This is a genomic window from Bradyrhizobium sp. P3_C3, assembly GCF_056402655.1.
Genome location: NZ_JBFUGY010000048.1, coordinates 41038 through 55277, shown reverse-complemented (window position 1 = coordinate 55277; position 14240 = coordinate 41038). Strand labels below are relative to the sequence as shown.

At 62.7% G+C, this 14240-nt stretch carries 20 protein-coding genes; 19 read left to right on the top strand and 1 reads right to left on the bottom strand.

Translation table 11 applies throughout. The annotated features are described in order from the left end of the window. From AC1DW2_RS36860 to AC1DW2_RS36780, 17 genes are all read left to right on the top strand, one after another. Positions 1 to 1119: C40 family peptidase (locus AC1DW2_RS36860; protein WP_477008413.1), on the top strand; the 1119-nt coding region annotated here is incomplete at its 5' end. A 2-nt stretch (positions 1120 to 1121) separates the two neighbouring features. Next, positions 1122 to 1694, top strand: coding sequence for a DNA circularization N-terminal domain-containing protein (locus AC1DW2_RS36855; RefSeq protein WP_477008412.1), 573 nt, complete (start codon positions 1122 to 1124; stop codon positions 1692 to 1694). Next, on the top strand, positions 1691 to 2359 hold the full coding sequence (locus AC1DW2_RS36850; protein ID WP_477008411.1) for a hypothetical protein: 669 nt from the start codon (positions 1691 to 1693) through the stop codon (positions 2357 to 2359). The genes AC1DW2_RS36855 and AC1DW2_RS36850 overlap by 4 nt, the downstream gene beginning before the upstream one ends. 1 nt (position 2360) lies before the next feature. After that, positions 2361 to 3665 carry a hypothetical protein gene (locus tag AC1DW2_RS36845; RefSeq protein WP_477008410.1) on the top strand — a complete coding sequence of 435 codons (1305 nt, stop codon included), beginning with the start codon at positions 2361 to 2363 and terminating at the stop codon, positions 3663 to 3665. Continuing rightward, positions 3665 to 4588 (top strand): phage baseplate assembly protein domain-containing protein, encoded by a 924-nt coding sequence (locus AC1DW2_RS36840; protein WP_477008409.1) that lies wholly within the window; start codon positions 3665 to 3667, stop codon positions 4586 to 4588. The genes AC1DW2_RS36845 and AC1DW2_RS36840 overlap by 1 nt, the downstream gene beginning before the upstream one ends. A gap of 3 nt (positions 4589 to 4591) precedes the next feature. Further along, positions 4592 to 4786 carry a hypothetical protein gene (locus tag AC1DW2_RS36835; protein WP_477008408.1) on the top strand — a complete coding sequence of 65 codons (195 nt, stop codon included), beginning with the start codon at positions 4592 to 4594 and terminating at the stop codon, positions 4784 to 4786. Positions 4787 to 4790: 4 nt separating this feature from the next. Next, entirely contained in the window at positions 4791 to 5294 is a 504-nt protein-coding gene (locus AC1DW2_RS36830; RefSeq protein WP_477008407.1) for a phage GP46 family protein, read from the top strand. 2 nt (positions 5295 to 5296) lie between these two features. Next, complete coding sequence (locus AC1DW2_RS36825) at positions 5297 to 6370, top strand: baseplate J/gp47 family protein (protein ID WP_477008406.1); 1074 nt, start codon at positions 5297 to 5299, stop codon at positions 6368 to 6370. Further along, positions 6363 to 7145: a YmfQ family protein gene (locus tag AC1DW2_RS36820; protein WP_477008405.1), complete on the top strand. Its 783-nt coding sequence runs from the start codon at positions 6363 to 6365 to the stop codon at positions 7143 to 7145. Before AC1DW2_RS36825 ends, AC1DW2_RS36820 begins: the two co-directional genes overlap by 8 nt. After that, on the top strand, positions 7142 to 8407 hold the full coding sequence (locus AC1DW2_RS36815; protein ID WP_477008404.1) for a hypothetical protein: 1266 nt from the start codon (positions 7142 to 7144) through the stop codon (positions 8405 to 8407). The genes AC1DW2_RS36820 and AC1DW2_RS36815 overlap by 4 nt, the downstream gene beginning before the upstream one ends. After that, on the top strand, positions 8404 to 8988 hold the full coding sequence (locus tag AC1DW2_RS36810) for a DUF4376 domain-containing protein (protein ID WP_477008403.1): 585 nt from the start codon (positions 8404 to 8406) through the stop codon (positions 8986 to 8988). Before AC1DW2_RS36815 ends, AC1DW2_RS36810 begins: the two co-directional genes overlap by 4 nt. Before the next feature lie 12 nt (positions 8989 to 9000). Continuing rightward, entirely contained in the window at positions 9001 to 9345 is a 345-nt protein-coding gene (locus tag AC1DW2_RS36805) for a hypothetical protein (protein WP_477008402.1), read from the top strand. Next, positions 9342 to 11084 (top strand): hypothetical protein, encoded by a 1743-nt coding sequence (locus AC1DW2_RS36800; protein ID WP_477008401.1) that lies wholly within the window; start codon positions 9342 to 9344, stop codon positions 11082 to 11084. The genes AC1DW2_RS36805 and AC1DW2_RS36800 overlap by 4 nt, the downstream gene beginning before the upstream one ends. Next, positions 11084 to 11293, top strand: coding sequence for a hypothetical protein (locus AC1DW2_RS36795; RefSeq protein ID WP_477008400.1), 210 nt, complete (start codon positions 11084 to 11086; stop codon positions 11291 to 11293). Before AC1DW2_RS36800 ends, AC1DW2_RS36795 begins: the two co-directional genes overlap by 1 nt. A gap of 56 nt (positions 11294 to 11349) precedes the next feature. After that, positions 11350 to 11625 carry a hypothetical protein gene (locus tag AC1DW2_RS36790; protein WP_477008399.1) on the top strand — a complete coding sequence of 92 codons (276 nt, stop codon included), beginning with the start codon at positions 11350 to 11352 and terminating at the stop codon, positions 11623 to 11625. Next, entirely contained in the window at positions 11622 to 11798 is a 177-nt protein-coding gene (locus tag AC1DW2_RS36785) for a hypothetical protein (RefSeq protein ID WP_477008398.1), read from the top strand. The genes AC1DW2_RS36790 and AC1DW2_RS36785 overlap by 4 nt, the downstream gene beginning before the upstream one ends. 9 nt (positions 11799 to 11807) lie before the next feature. Continuing rightward, positions 11808 to 12041: a hypothetical protein gene (locus AC1DW2_RS36780; protein ID WP_477008397.1), complete on the top strand. Its 234-nt coding sequence runs from the start codon at positions 11808 to 11810 to the stop codon at positions 12039 to 12041. 65 nt (positions 12042 to 12106) lie between these two features. Here AC1DW2_RS36780 and AC1DW2_RS36775 read toward each other — a convergent pair whose 3' ends face one another. Next, positions 12107 to 12487 (bottom strand): helix-turn-helix domain-containing protein, encoded by a 381-nt coding sequence (locus tag AC1DW2_RS36775; protein ID WP_477008396.1) that lies wholly within the window; start codon positions 12485 to 12487, stop codon positions 12107 to 12109. 331 nt (positions 12488 to 12818) lie between these two features. Between AC1DW2_RS36775 and AC1DW2_RS36770 the strand changes: the two genes are divergently transcribed. Together AC1DW2_RS36770 and AC1DW2_RS36765 are read left to right on the top strand one after the other, a co-directional pair. Next, complete coding sequence (locus AC1DW2_RS36770) at positions 12819 to 13232, top strand: helix-turn-helix domain-containing protein (protein ID WP_477008395.1); 414 nt, start codon at positions 12819 to 12821, stop codon at positions 13230 to 13232. Between the two features lie 137 nt (positions 13233 to 13369). Then, entirely contained in the window at positions 13370 to 14083 is a 714-nt protein-coding gene (locus AC1DW2_RS36765) for a helix-turn-helix transcriptional regulator (RefSeq protein WP_477008394.1), read from the top strand. Positions 14084 to 14240 lie beyond the last annotated feature (157 nt).

Below are 14240 nucleotides of genomic sequence, written 5' to 3'. Positions count from 1 at the left end.
GGCTACACCAACCTGACGCCTGGCGCTGGCGGCGGCGCGGGCGGCGGCGCTGGCGGCGGCGGTAGCGGCGGCGGTGGTGGCGGCGCGCAGCCGGGAGGCTCTGGCACCGGCACAAGCGGCCCGTCAGGCGCGACCAGCTCGACGGGAGAACTGCCCGGCTCCGTCCCGAAGGACGTGATGCAGGAGGCCCGCAACATGCTGTCGCGCGGCGCGACCGGCGGGCAGCTTCAGCAATTCATGGCGGAAAAGGGCTACCCGCGATCCGGCGCGTGGTGCGGCCAGTTCGCGGCGTCGGTGGTGAAGTCGGCTGGGGGCGCACCGCCGAAAGGTGCCGCCATTGCATCGAACTGGTTGAACTGGGGCCAGCACGTCGATCCAGCCGATGTCAAGGAAGGCGATGTCGCCGTGCGCAAGACCAGTCGCTACGGCGGCGCAGCCGTTCCCGGTCAGCCGGGAAGTCACGTCGCCTTCGCTGGCGGCGCGGTCAAGGACGCCAAGTTCGAAATGGTCGGCGGCAACCAAGGCGGCATCCGTCAGGGCGTCAAGGCCAGCCAGTATGAATTCCGCCGCGGTTCGGCTGGACCGACAGCGGCTGGCGGCAGCGCCGAAGATCGCAAGGTGGTGAAGGGCTCTTACTTCGGCAGCGCGCCGGGCTGGCCGTCCGATCCGTCCGAGCCCGCCGGGCGACCGACCGCTGGCGGCTTCAAGAACACGATGCCAGGCATCGCCCTGCCCGCCGACCAGTACGGCAAGCCACGCGGGCAGATGTACGAAGTCACCGGGCCGGACGGCAAGACAATGCTGCTGCCGCACATCGACAGCGGGCCGAGCAGGCGCACCGGGCGCGGGATCGACATCACGGCGGCTGGCGCGGCGGCGATGGGCTACACCAGCAAGACCTTCCCGACTGACGGCGGCTTCTCCTACCGGCGTGTGGATGAGCAGATCGCGGGCAAGCAGGAAGTCTCCGGCAACGTCAACGTCAAGATCGAGAGCAACGGCACCGCTGCGCGTGGAAGCGCGAGCGCGGACGGGCTCTGGCAGAAATCCACCATCGAAAACTACAAGCAGATGCAGCCGACCAGCGCGCCTGCAAATGTCGCTGAGGCAGGACCGTAGCCATGGCACCGATCCGCTCATTCAAGACCCCGTGGCGTGATCGCTATCAGCAGGCGCGGTTTCGCGATGCGATCTTCCATGTCGAGACCGGCGGGCAAGCCGGTGGGCGCCGCGTGGCGCTCCACGAATATCCGAAGCGGAATGTCCCCTATGCCGAGGACATGGGCAAGCGCGCCAACGTCTACAGCGTGCAGGGCTACCTGATCGGGCCGAACTATCTGACGTTGAAAGATGCGCTGATCACCGCCCTTGATAAGGATGGTCCCGGTCTGTTGCGGCTGCCGATGCCGTACATGATGCGCGACGTGAAGGTGATGGTGCAGAGCTACAGCGTCACCGAGGCGCGCGAGCGCGGTGGCATGTGCGCCATCGAAATGCAGTTCGTTGAGTACGGCGATCCGAACTATCGCAGCACCGTATCGACGCCGCAGGAAATCCAGAAGTCGGCAAGCAATGTCGAGAACAGCGTGCTTGGCGAAGGCCAGCCTGATGCCGAGACGGCGCAGCAGGCTTCGCCCTACGCGCAAGTCTACCGGGGTGCCGATGTCTCCAACAGCGTACCGAGCCTGCCATGACTGGAGATGAAGCCGACGAAGTGCTGGCAATCGTAAGGCGCATCTGTCCGGTGATCCTGTCGGCTGCGGTGGACCCGCGCGGCGATGTCGGCACCGCGCTACGCCGCATCGTCGGGATGATGAAGGCCGACACCAACATGATGAACCTGCCAACATTCGTGATCGCGTTCGGCATCGCCCTCGATCTGGCGCGGCACAGCTATGCGACGTTGGTGACGATGGACCGGGTACGCAAGGCCGCACTGGCAGAGCAGCCCGTGTCGCTGCCTGCCGTGCAGACGGTGCTCGCGATGGTGCGGCTGACGCTGGCCTGCGAAGCCCGCATTATCGCGTTCATGACCTTCCGCTCGCGCGACGAGGTGGACGAAGTCGCGACGCAAATGAACGCCGCGTTCAACCAGACATCGGAGATCGCCGCCGACGATCTGGAGGCTGGCTCCTACATGGCGCTGATCCGGCTGCACGGCGATGTCACCCTGCATCTGGCAAATCGCGGCCGGGTGCTGCCGCGCGTGGTCCGCTACGAATTCCAGGAGGTGTTTCCGGCACTGCGGATGGCGCAGCGCGTCTATGCCGACGCGAAGCGCTACAGCGAGCTGATCAAGGAAAATCACGTCGTGCATCCGGCCTTCATGCCGCGCACCGGCAAGATGCTGGCGGTGTGACATGAGCACCTTCAACGACCGCTTCACCGGCAAACTCGAAGAACTTCCGCCCGTCATCGTAGAAGCGCCTGATGACCGCGACACGGGACAGCCTGTGCCGAGCGAGACATCGCAATCGGGCCGCCTCTATGTTGGCAAAAAGCCGCTCAGCGCCCCGGAGCAGGCCGACGATCCCCAATGCCTGAACACCGGCAAGGAGATCATCACGATGGAGGTGCGTGGCGGGCTGTTCACGAACTGGACCAGCGTGATGGTCGAGCAGTTGGTGACCAAGCCATTCCCGACCTTTCAATTCGAATGCACGGAGGAAGCCGACATTCCCCTGCGCTGGGACGCTTTGCAGTTCGTGCCGGGCGACATCGTCCGCGTCTATGTCGGCGGCGTGCCTGCGGTGTTCGGTTACATCGTTGAGCGCCACGTCGGCTTCGACGCCAAGAACCATGGCGTGCGGTTGATCGGCTGCGGCGACACCGTGGACCTGACGAACTCCAGCGTTCCTATCGACAAGCTCGACGGCCACGACGGCAAGTCATGGTCGCAGCTTGCGAGAGACCTGATGTCGCATCTCGGCATCAAGCTGAAGGAGACTGGCGCGGTCGATAACAAGCCGTTCGAGAACATCCAGATACAGCCGGGCCAGCGGATCATGGAGGCGCTGGAGCAGTATGCCCGCATGCGCAACATCGTGATCGGCAGCAACGCCCATGGCGGTCTGCTGGCGATTGGCGAGCATTCCGCATCGCCGTCCGGCGAGCTGGTCGAGGGCGTCAACATCCTGCGCGCCAACGCCGTGGTGCGCGACCAGAACGTCTACAAGAAGATCTATGTGATCGGCCAGAACAACGGCAGCAACAAAGCCTATGGCGATAGCCAGAACAAGCAGATCGCGACCGAGGACGGCACCTCCTCGCGCAACCGGCATCAGGTGATCCCGGCCGACCTCGCCGACGATATGCACGGCATCCGGCGGCGCGCGATGATGGAGAAGGTCTTTACCGAAGGCTCTTTCATCGAAGCCCAGGTCACGGTGCAGGGCTGGTTCAAGGACAACAACCAGTCCAACGACGTGTGGAAGGCGGGCGAGTATTACACCGTGACATCGCCGATGCTGATCATGAACGGGATGGTGCTGGGCTGCGCCGGTTGCAAGTACGAGCAGAGCGACGGCGGCTCGACCACGACGCTGTCGCTTGTCGATCCGATCCACATGAACGGCCAGTTGAACTATCGCGAAGCAGTCGAGGCAACGCTGCGGCAGGAACGCGAGCGTGAGGCGGCAGAGCGCGCGAAAGCGGGAGGCGGCTGATGCACCGGAACAGCCTGACGGATATGGCGGGACGCGCGATGCACCATGTGGTGCGGCTGACTATGAACAAGGCCAACGACAATCCGATGATGCAGGAGCTGAGCTTCGACGGCATGGTCAAGGAAGGCCGCAAGATCGTGGAGCGGCTGCAGAGCTTCGGCATGACCTCGATGCCGATGCCCCGCGACGACCAGCAAGGCGGTGGCGGTGGCGGTGGCGGCGAGAGCAACATGAAAGGCCCGGCCGCCGAAGGCATCGCGGTGTTTCTGGGCGGCATGCGCAATCACCCGGTGATCATCGGCATGGACGACCGGCGGCACCGGCCGATGGGTCTGAAGGCCGGTGAAAGCGCGCAGTATGACCACCAAGGGCAGATGACGCTGATCCGCAAGAACGGGATGTTCATGCTGTCGCTGGACGACGAAGGCGAAGGCCAGCAGCCCGGCGCGGTGATGCTGCGCGATGCCGAGGGCCGCGCGACCGGCAAGAGCGAGAAGCAGGAGCGGATGGTCTCGCTGCGTCACGTCACCAAGAAGAAGCAGGACCGCGAGAAAGGCGGCTCGCCGCAGAAGAACCTGCAGACGTGGATCGATGCTGGCTGGGATTATTTCCGCGCATCGCCGGACGAGCGCGCGGAGAAGGCGCGCGCGCCGAACCATGAGGACTACAAGCACGAAGGCGAGACCATCAACACAGAGGTGCGCGCCACCAAAAGCAAGATCGAAATTTTCGACGGCGAGACCGTGGTCGGCGTCTACGACAAGCAGTCCGGCACGTGGACCTTCAAGAGCAAGAACATCACGCTGACGGCGAGTGACCACCTGACGCTGGAATGCACCAATGGCGTGACGGACATCAAGGGCAAGCCGATCAAGTTCAACGGCGGCGGGCCGGAGACGCCGCCATTCACGGTGCCGGGGTAGATCATGGACGGTCTCGAAAGGGAACGGGAACGCAAGGCGAAATGGGCGCGCGAGCATCCAGAAGTGGGAGCCGCATGGCGCAAGAACAACATCGAAAAAGTGCGGGCCTATAAGAGAAAATGGAAGCAGGAACATCCAGAGAAGAACCGCGCCAGCAAGCGACGATGGCGTTCCCGTCGGTCAGGCGCAGCGAGGTAATGCCGTGGTCGGTGACGTTCGCTATCTGCAACAGCTCGACTTCCCCGCCTATGCGGTCGAACTCGACTGGCTGATGAACGATCAGAACCTGATCGTGGACGGCTACGACCTGCAGTCAGCGGTCATCGTGGCGCTGGGCACCGACGCGCTCGCGCCGCCCGACGAGGAGCTGCCCGATCCAGATGCCACCGACAGGCGCGGTTGGTGGGCCGACATGGATGCAGACGAAATCTGGGGCGGCTGGCCGGTCGGCTGCCTGCTGTGGCTGCTGCATCGTGCCAAGATCACCGGTCCGCTGGCGCGTCAGGGCTCGACAATCGGCAAGGCCGAAGGCTGGACCCGCGAGGCAATGGCTCCTTTCACGCAGCGCCGCATCACCTCGCACATCGACGTGCTGGCAGAGCAGATCGACACGCAGCGCATCGATGTCGGCGTGGTGATCTATCGCGGGCCGGAGCCGGAAATCGAGCTGCGCTACAGCGAACTCTGGGACGAGCTAGGGAAATAGCGATGCCTTGGAACACACCCACGCTGAAGGACACCCGCAAGCTCACGCGCGACTACGTGCTGTCGCAGCTTGGCGCGAAGGCGATGATCCCGAACTCGGTGCTGCGCATCATGAGCGATGCAATGGCCGGGCTCACGCACCTGACGTTCCTGTATCTCGATTGGCTGGCAAAGCAATTGATGCCGGACACCGCAGAGCAGGAGTGGCTGGATCGGCACGGCCAAATCTGGCTGGTGAACGCGGATGGCTCGAAGGGCCGGAAGGCCGCGACCTATGCCAGCGGCACCGTGCAGTTCGAAGGCAACGACGACATCGTGATCCCGGTCGGCACGACGATGAACGGCGCGAACGGTGTCGAGTATCAGACCGTCACCGAGGGCGAGATTGGTTCGGGCGGCCTGGGCACGGCTGAAGCGGTGGCGCTGACCTCCGGCTCGATCAGCAACCTGCCTGACGGCGACACGCTGTCGCTGGAGCCAGCCATTCCCGGCGTGACGCTGGTGACGCTGCTGGGCGATATGACGGGCGGTGTCGATGAGGAGACCGACGACCAGCTCCGCGAGCGCATCCTGTTCCGCATCCAGAACCCACCGATGGGCGGCAGCCAAGCCGACTATGTGCGCTGGGCGATGGCAGTGCCGGGCGTGACGCGGGCATGGGCCGCGCAGGAGATCGGTCCTGGCACCATGACGGTGCGCTTCCTGATGGATGATCTTTACCCCGACAATTACGGGCTTCCGCAGCCCGCCGACATCGAGGTGGTCAACGACTACATCAACAGCAAGCGGCCCGTCACCGTGGTCGATTGCTTCGTGATGGCTCCGATCCTGTTCTTCTACGACATCACCATTCGCAACCTCACCAACGACGACCCGACCGTGCGCGCCCGCATCGAGACCTCGATTGCGGAGATGGAATTCGCGCGATCGAAGCCGGGCCAGACCATGTACCGCTCATGGGTCGATGAGGCGATCAGTCAGGCGGTTGGCGAGGAGACGCACGAACTCGACTTCGAAACAACCGTGATGCCTGCACCGGCTTACATGCCTGTCCTGGGGACCGTCCTCTATGCCTAGCGAAGACAAGCACGTCACGCGAACTGGCGAGGACTATGCAGACGCCATGCAGGCGCTGCTGCCTCTCGGGCAGGCGTGGCCGCGAGACTGGGACGGCGTGCTGATGCGCGTCGTGCGCGGGCTGTGCCGCATCTGGGGCGACTTCGAAATCCGCGCCAGCAAGCTGCTGGAGATGGAGAGCGACCCGCGCACCACGATCGAGCTTCTGCCGGACTGGGAGCGCAACTGGGGCCTGCCTGATCCCTGCTATCAGTCGCCGCAGACCATCGCGGAGCGCCAGCTCGCGCTCGTCATGCGCATGACGCTGTGGGGCGCGCAGAGCCGCGAGTTCTTCATCGGCATTGCTGCGATGATCGGCTACACGATCACCATCACCGAGTATCGCCCGTTCTTCATCGCCATGGACGGCTGCGGCGATTGCCGACAGTACGGTGCGGTTGGAGCGCCGGACCCGGTCATGCGCAACCAGTGGGGCCAGCCGATCCTGGCGCCGCCCGGCGATCACAACATCTCCGAAGGCGAGCTGTCGGAGTGGCCTAACTACGGTCTCTGCGGCGAAGTGTGGGAGCGGTCTTACTGGACCGTGCATGTGCATGCAGCGAAGCTGACTTGGTTTCGCGTCACGTCAGGTCAGACCGGCGTCGATCCGCATCTGCGCATTGGCATCGTCGACGATCTTGAGTGCCTGCTCAATCGCTGGAAGCCGGGTCACACCCAAATCATCTTTGACTACACCAACCTGAACCCCGGCGATCCGATGGAGGGCACGCCATGAAGTATCACCAGCCTTATGGCGTCTCTGATCCAAACGCCGCCTACGTCAACGGCAATCCCTCGACCGGCACGATGGGCTCGATCCCGCCCGCGCAGAGCATCGAATATCCGCAGCGCGAGATCGTCAACTTCATCAGCGACAATGGACTTGCACCGCCTGACGATGCCGACCTGCACCAGCTCTCCAAGGGCATCCAGTCCGGGCTGGTGAACTTCGCTGTCGATAGCGGCGTCGTCAACCAGATGTCGGTGGTGCTGAACCCAGCGGTCCCGGCGCTCTATCGCGGATTGCGCATCTACATCCTGGCCGCCGTGAACAATACCGGCGCGACGCTGCTCTCAGCGAGCGGCCTGCCGTTCAAGCCGGTGGTCCGGCGCGACGGCAGTGACTTGAAGGCGAACGACATCGTCGCAGGGTCGATCCAGCTCTACATCTATGACGGCGCGAAGTTTCAGCTCTTCGGCGCGGGCATGTCCGGCGGCGCTGGTCTGCTGACCCAGAACCTCCACATCTTTGTCAACAACGCCATCGGCAACGACGCCAACGATGGCACCGCGAACGACGCGGCGCATGCTCTGAGGAACATTCAGGCGGCCATCGACCTCGCCTTCGTCTACCCGCCGTCGCAGTACATCATCACGATACACGTCGCCGACAGCCTCAACTATCAGGGCTTTTACACGCCGTACTGGTCTGGTCCAAACATCTTCGTCATCGGCAACAACGCCGCACCGCAAAACGTGCTCGTCACGGGGCAGAACAACCACGCCTGCGTCGTCTCCGGCGTCAACACGCTGACGTGTCAGGGCCTCACGGTCGCGACCACGGTCAATGCGGCTGGCCCCGGTGGCGGCTTCATCGCATCGAACGGCGGGTCGCTGTTCACCAACAACACCCGCAGCAACTACTGCACGGGCGCGGTGTTCGAAGCCTATCAGGCCAACATCGCCATCGGAGTGCACACCTTCAACGGCAATTGCGGCGAGATGTACTGGTCGTACCTTAACGGGCTGATCGCATGGGGCGATGGCGTTGCGCAGAACATCGCGCAGGCGATCACGGTGGGCTTCTGTGCCTACGCATCGCAGGGCGGTGCTATCTCGGTGCCGCCAAGTCGATTGGTCTGGGGCAATCCCGGCTTCGTCACTGGCTCAAAGTATATGGCCTATATGAACGGCACCATCGGCACGTCCGGCGGCGGCGTCAATTTTTTCCCCGGCTCCGTTGCCGGATCAGTCGCAACCGGAGGGCAGTACGTATGAAGATGTTCGACATCAAGGACTGGTACTGGTTCGTCGGCGAGGACCGCGAGAATGTCTGGTCGAGCCTCAAGGCGGCGAGCGTGCCGGTGGCCGACGAGGGCTATGCGGCGTTCGTCGCGGGCGGCAACGTCGCCGGTCCCATCGAGTTCGCCGATCTGAAGTCGATGTTTGCGGAGCATTATCCTCCGGGGATGCTCGACACCTACACATGGTTCAAGCGCTGGCAGCGTGAACAGGCTGGCATCACGCTGGCCTCTGGCATGCCGATCAGGACCGACGACCGCTCGCAGGCAAAGATCACGGGCGTCTATGCGGCGGCGCAGGCGATGCCGAGCGTGACGACGACGTGGCACGCGGCCGATGGCACCGACCATCCGCTCGATGCGACGGCGATAACCGCTATGAACCAAGAGCTTCTGATCCACATCGATGACTGCTTCGCGATCTCGGCCGACGTGCTGGCGCAGATCGCGGCTGGCACCATCACCACGCGCGAGCAGATCGATGCAGCATTCGCGGCTGCGCCTGCCAAGTCGGCGGTCAAGCGCGGGTGGRAGTGGCCGAAGCCGACGACGAAGTAAGGACGTGCGACCATGGCAATCGTCAACATCACGGTGCAGAACGACGCGGACTTCTATCGCACGTTCGCCTGGCAGACCCTCGCTGGCGCCCCCATCGACCTGACCGGCGGCGTGATGGAGATGATGCTTCGTCGTCATGCCAAGGATGAGGCGGCGGTGCTGCGCCTTGGCAGCGACACCGGGGAGATCGTGTTCACCGATCCGGTCAACGGCCAGTTCACGGTGCGGATCATAAAGGACGCGCTGGAGCGCCTCGCGCTGGGCGACTTTGACCAGTCGAACATCTTCAACCGCAACGGCTACAAGGTCCGGGTCTGGTCCGGCCTTCTCACCAACAACGCGGGACCGACGCGATGACCGAAGTCGAAGTCACCAACACCATCGACGTGACCGCGATGCCGGGTGACACCGCCGTGGTCGTTGTCCTTGAGGACAATGTCGAGATCATCCAGACCTTCGAGCAGGGACCGCCCGGCCCGCAGGGACCGCCCGGCGGGCACGGCGACAAGGGCGAGCCCGGCAACACCGTGCTCTATGGGCCAGCCGATCCTCTGAACCATGCGGATGGTGAAGACGGTAACTTCTGGATCAACACCACCACGCACTTCATCTTTGGTCCGCGCGTGAACGGCATCTGGCCCGCTGGCACCTCGATGATCGGCCCGCAGGGCATCCCCGGCAACACGGTGCTCTATGGTGCGGCCGATCCGGTCGCAGGCACTGGCGTTGATGGAAATTTCTACATCAACACGGCGACGCATTTCATGTTCGGCCCGAAGGCTGCGGGCGCGTGGCCAGCGGGCTTCTCCCTGATCGGGCCGCAAGGACCGAAGGGCGACAAAGGCGATACCGGCGGTGTTGGTCCCGCTGGTCCCGGCATCGCTGAGCCCGCCGACGCCAACCATTACGCGCGGCAGAACGGCGCGTGGATCGACACCAAGCTGATCGCGGTGCGCGTTGACATCGCGCAACCTGCGCTTACCAGCCCCCAGCGTGTGCAAGGGCGCCAGAACATCTACGCCGCGCCGTTCGATGCCATGGGCTATAGCGGCATCCAGATCAATGGCGGTTTCGAGGTGACGCAGGAGCGCGTTGCAGGCACCGGCTTCGCCGGAAGCGGCTACTTCGCCGATGGCTGGGGAGTTGCGCGCGCTGGCACGCATGCCGGATACGCTTACACAAGTGGCCCACTCGTTCCGAACCTTCCGTCTTCTCTCGGCTCATACCTGACGACGGCACAGGCCGTGATGGGTGCGGCCGACTACTTGGTGTTCTATCACCAAATCGAAGGCAGTCGCATGGCGCGGCTGGCGTGGGGCACTGCAGCCGCGTGGCCGCTCACGCTCGCATTCTGGTCGTCGCATACCCGAACCGGGCTCTATACCGGCGTGTTCAAGAACCCTGCTGCCAATCGCGTGTTCGCCTTCACCTACAATCAGACTGTCTCCAACGCTGTGGAGTTTCACGCCATCACAATCGACGGTTGCACGGATGGGGCATGGCCGAAGGACAACACCACCGGAGCCTACGTGCAGTTCGCAATGGCGGCGGGTTCGACTTGGAGCGCGCCCGTCGCCAACGCATGGCTGACCGGGACAAACTATGTCGCTGGTCCCGGCCAGATCAACGGCATCGCGGCGCTGACCGACAACTTCCGCCTCGCTGGCGTGGCGCTGTTACCTGGCCTCGAAGCGCCTCCGCAGGACCGCCTGCCGTTCGTCATGCGCCCGTTCGATCAGGAGCTGCTGCTGTGCCAGCGCTTCTACGAGAAGAGCTTCCCCTACCTCATCGCGCCAGCGGGCAACACCGGCACAGCCGGGGCCTACGGTTTCGCGCAGTTGCTTGGYGGTGCCAACTCGCAGACGGTCGGCACGATTGGTTACTCTGTCAGCAAACGCGCCACACCCACGCTGACACTCTTCAATCCATACGCTGCGAACAACCAGATCAGGAATGTCAATCAGGCTCTCGACTGGAGCAATTCTATCGTGGGCTCACAGGGCGAACAAAGCGCAGTGCTTGTCGGGACCGGCGCGTCGGGATCGAGCCAAGGCGCGAGCTGTTCTGTTCATTGGGTCGCGGATGCGAGGTTGTGATGGCAGACTATCAGCTCACCGAGACTGACACCGTGATCCGCACCGCAGACAGTGCGTGCATCCCGAACGATCCAACCAACCGCGACCGCGTCGAGTACGAGGCGTGGCTCGAAGCAGGCGGCGTGCCCGATCCGGTTAAACCGCCAATCAATCCCGCGCTTGACTACAAGCCCGCACAGACAACCGCTCAAATCTTGGGAGCCGCCTGATCTCCGCACTCGACCAAATCGCGACTGCGTCCGACCCGACCTTCAGCGGGCGCGTGATGATGATCATGTTCAAGGTGGCCCAGAACGTCGCCAGCGAAGACCCCGCCACGGCGAACCACGCGGAACGGATCGCGTATTCCGGCATGATGATCCGGGGCGAGGAGAAGCCGCAGATCGTGGCGGCGCACGTCATCTCGTCAAATGCGACCATCGGTGCCGCCATCGAAAGCGATCCGGCGGCGCTGGGCTCCAACGTGCCGGACGGCGACATCGAGTTCGCCCTGGCATCGATCTGGGATGCCCGATCGCTCGCCTTTGAAGCGGTGCCGTGATGAACCCCGGCGACCTCGCGCACAAGGTGGTCGACCAGATGAAGGCGACGCCCTTTGTGCTCGCGATCTTGATCGTCAACATCACGGTGCTCGCTGGCTCCGCCTACACCCTGCACGAGGTCGGCGCCGCCATCGCGCGCCGCGACACCATCCTCGAACGCTGCATCAAGTAGGAGGACACCATGGGCATCCTGATCAGCTTCCTGAACCTGCTGCTCTACATCTCGATCATCATCTTCATCGCCTTCGTCATCGTCTGGGTGATCCAGTCGTTCATGGGCTGGAGCATCGACGCCAACGTGATGAAATGGGGCAAGGTGATCGTCGGCCTGCTCTGCCTGATCGCTGTCGTCATGTGGCTCGCGGGGGTGCTGGGAGGCGGCCCCGGCCTCCCCCACTTTTGGAGCTACCGATAAACGTCAATCGCAGTATGAGGCTCCGCCACCGGAGGGCCAGGACCGCCATCAATCTGCAGAGGTTGCTAGTGCCCGCAAAAACGCCGGGCGAGTTCAACCACGGCGGCTCGCATCACTTCGCTCTTGATGCCGACGAAGCTGTCAATCAGCTTCATGCCGTCTCGCGTCGCTGCAATACGATCTAGATTGGAAAGCTTTTGTAATTTTTTGCCCTTCTTCTGTTCGGGCAATAGGTCAGCGACATCGCACTCAAATATCTTCGCGATCTCCTGCAGCCGCGAGCTGGTGATGCGATTATCTCCTTTTTCATATTTTTGAATTTGCTGGAACGATACTCCGAGCATCCGACCCAGCTCCTCCTGCGAGATGTTGCGTATGTTGCGGTAGCCTCGGACTTTCTCGCCGATAAAGGCATCAACGGCGGTCACCGCCTTGTTGGTGGACATTGGTTTCCTCACAATCCCGGCCCGGCCATTCTGGCCGGTTCGCTTCAATTTTGTCGCGCTACGGGTAACGAGGTCAAGCATCGCGCTCTGATTTTATGCAGTTTGTGCCACTAGCAACGATGACATCGATGTATGCGACATCAGTGAGCCGCTCGCTGGGGAGCCTCACGATCATGCGAGGGACGCTACCGTGCGCGCTCGCTTATGGCGCCCTGGGATTTCCGAGCGAGCCATTGTACGGATTTCTCCCATACAAACACTGCATTGTTAATGGCTGCCCGCGCCATCGGTGCCAATCTCACCAGTCTCTCACACGCTTAAGAGATCGCCAGTGCCCCGAAACAAGCTGCCAATTGCTCTCTCCATCCCAGCAGAGCGCCGCGCCCTTGCCCGCATGTTCATCGATCTCACCCTGGCCTTCTATGCCACGATATTTCCGCCCGATCAGACGCCAAGCGAACTTGATGCAAATCTAGCCGTCGTTGCCGTGGTCGTGATGCTCGGGCACGCCGAAGGGCGTCCGATGAGCGCAAGCCAAGTCGCGTCGTCGATCAATGTGGCCCGCTCGACGGTCCGCGACAGGCTTAATGTGCTGACTAGCCTCGGCCTGATCCAGCGCATGGATGGCAGATATTATCTCGAACCGGTCCGCGCGCAGGCCGTGCCGCACCTCGACCGCTTCACGCTCATCTTGTCGCAAGCCTTGCCCGTGCTCGGGCCGTTCGTGGCGAAATCCGCCACCTGATTTTTCAGAACTAGAAAATTGATTTCTGATAGCGGGTTTCTCCGCGCGAATTTTCCAAAGATTGCCAACGAGGTCGCCCGACACAATACCGCCGCCTTGTGTGCAAAAGAGCGCACAACGAGCAAGCAGGGAACAACATGCATCGGGTGGCCTTCGACTTTATCGACAACGTGGTCGAACTTTCATCTACTAACGCGGTCATGAACGCAATCGGCGCGGCGCTGAAGCGGGTCGGGATCGACCATTTTGTTTTCAGCTTCGTCCCGACAGCGACCGAGAGCCTTGCCGACGTCCTGTTGTACAATCGGCTGCCAGAGGGATACGTGACGGCTTACACCGACCAACGGTACGCGCCTGATGATCCCGCTTTCCGTTACTGCCAGGCCACCCTTCTGCCGTTCCGCTGGCTCAAGGAAGCGCCGCACAGCCCCGAGCAAGATGCGCGCGTCGCTGAACTGGTGCAGTTCAACAGGGACTTCGGGCTTGTGGACGGCGTTGTGATCCCGGTGATCTCGCCGATTGGGCGACTGGGCCAGGTGTGGTTCGGCGGCGCGGAGATCGATCTGCCTGATCGGGCTCTGCCCGCGCTGCATCTCATGTCGCTCACTGCGTTCAACCGTGTGCTGCAGATCAAGGGTGTTCCTTCGACTGTCACCACTCTGACCGCGCGCGAGCACGAGGTGCTGACGCGGACCGCAATCGGAGAGAAAGCGGAGCAAATCGCTCGCTCCATCAATGTGACCAAGCCCACGGTGTTTATGCATCTCAACAACTGCCGTAAGAAACTCGGCGCCAAGACGCTCGCGCAAGCGGTGGCGATCGCGCTGGGTCACCGCATGCTCCGGCCTTGAAGCACTGACACATTTGCTGGCTATCACTTTTGATAGGTATCACTTTTCCCAATGTGGCGACGCGAGCACGGTCGCAACATTCAGCAATAGCGCATGCTGAAAATACGTTTTGCGGACGCCGAAATCCATGCCATCAGTGTCAAGTCAGATGCACGTT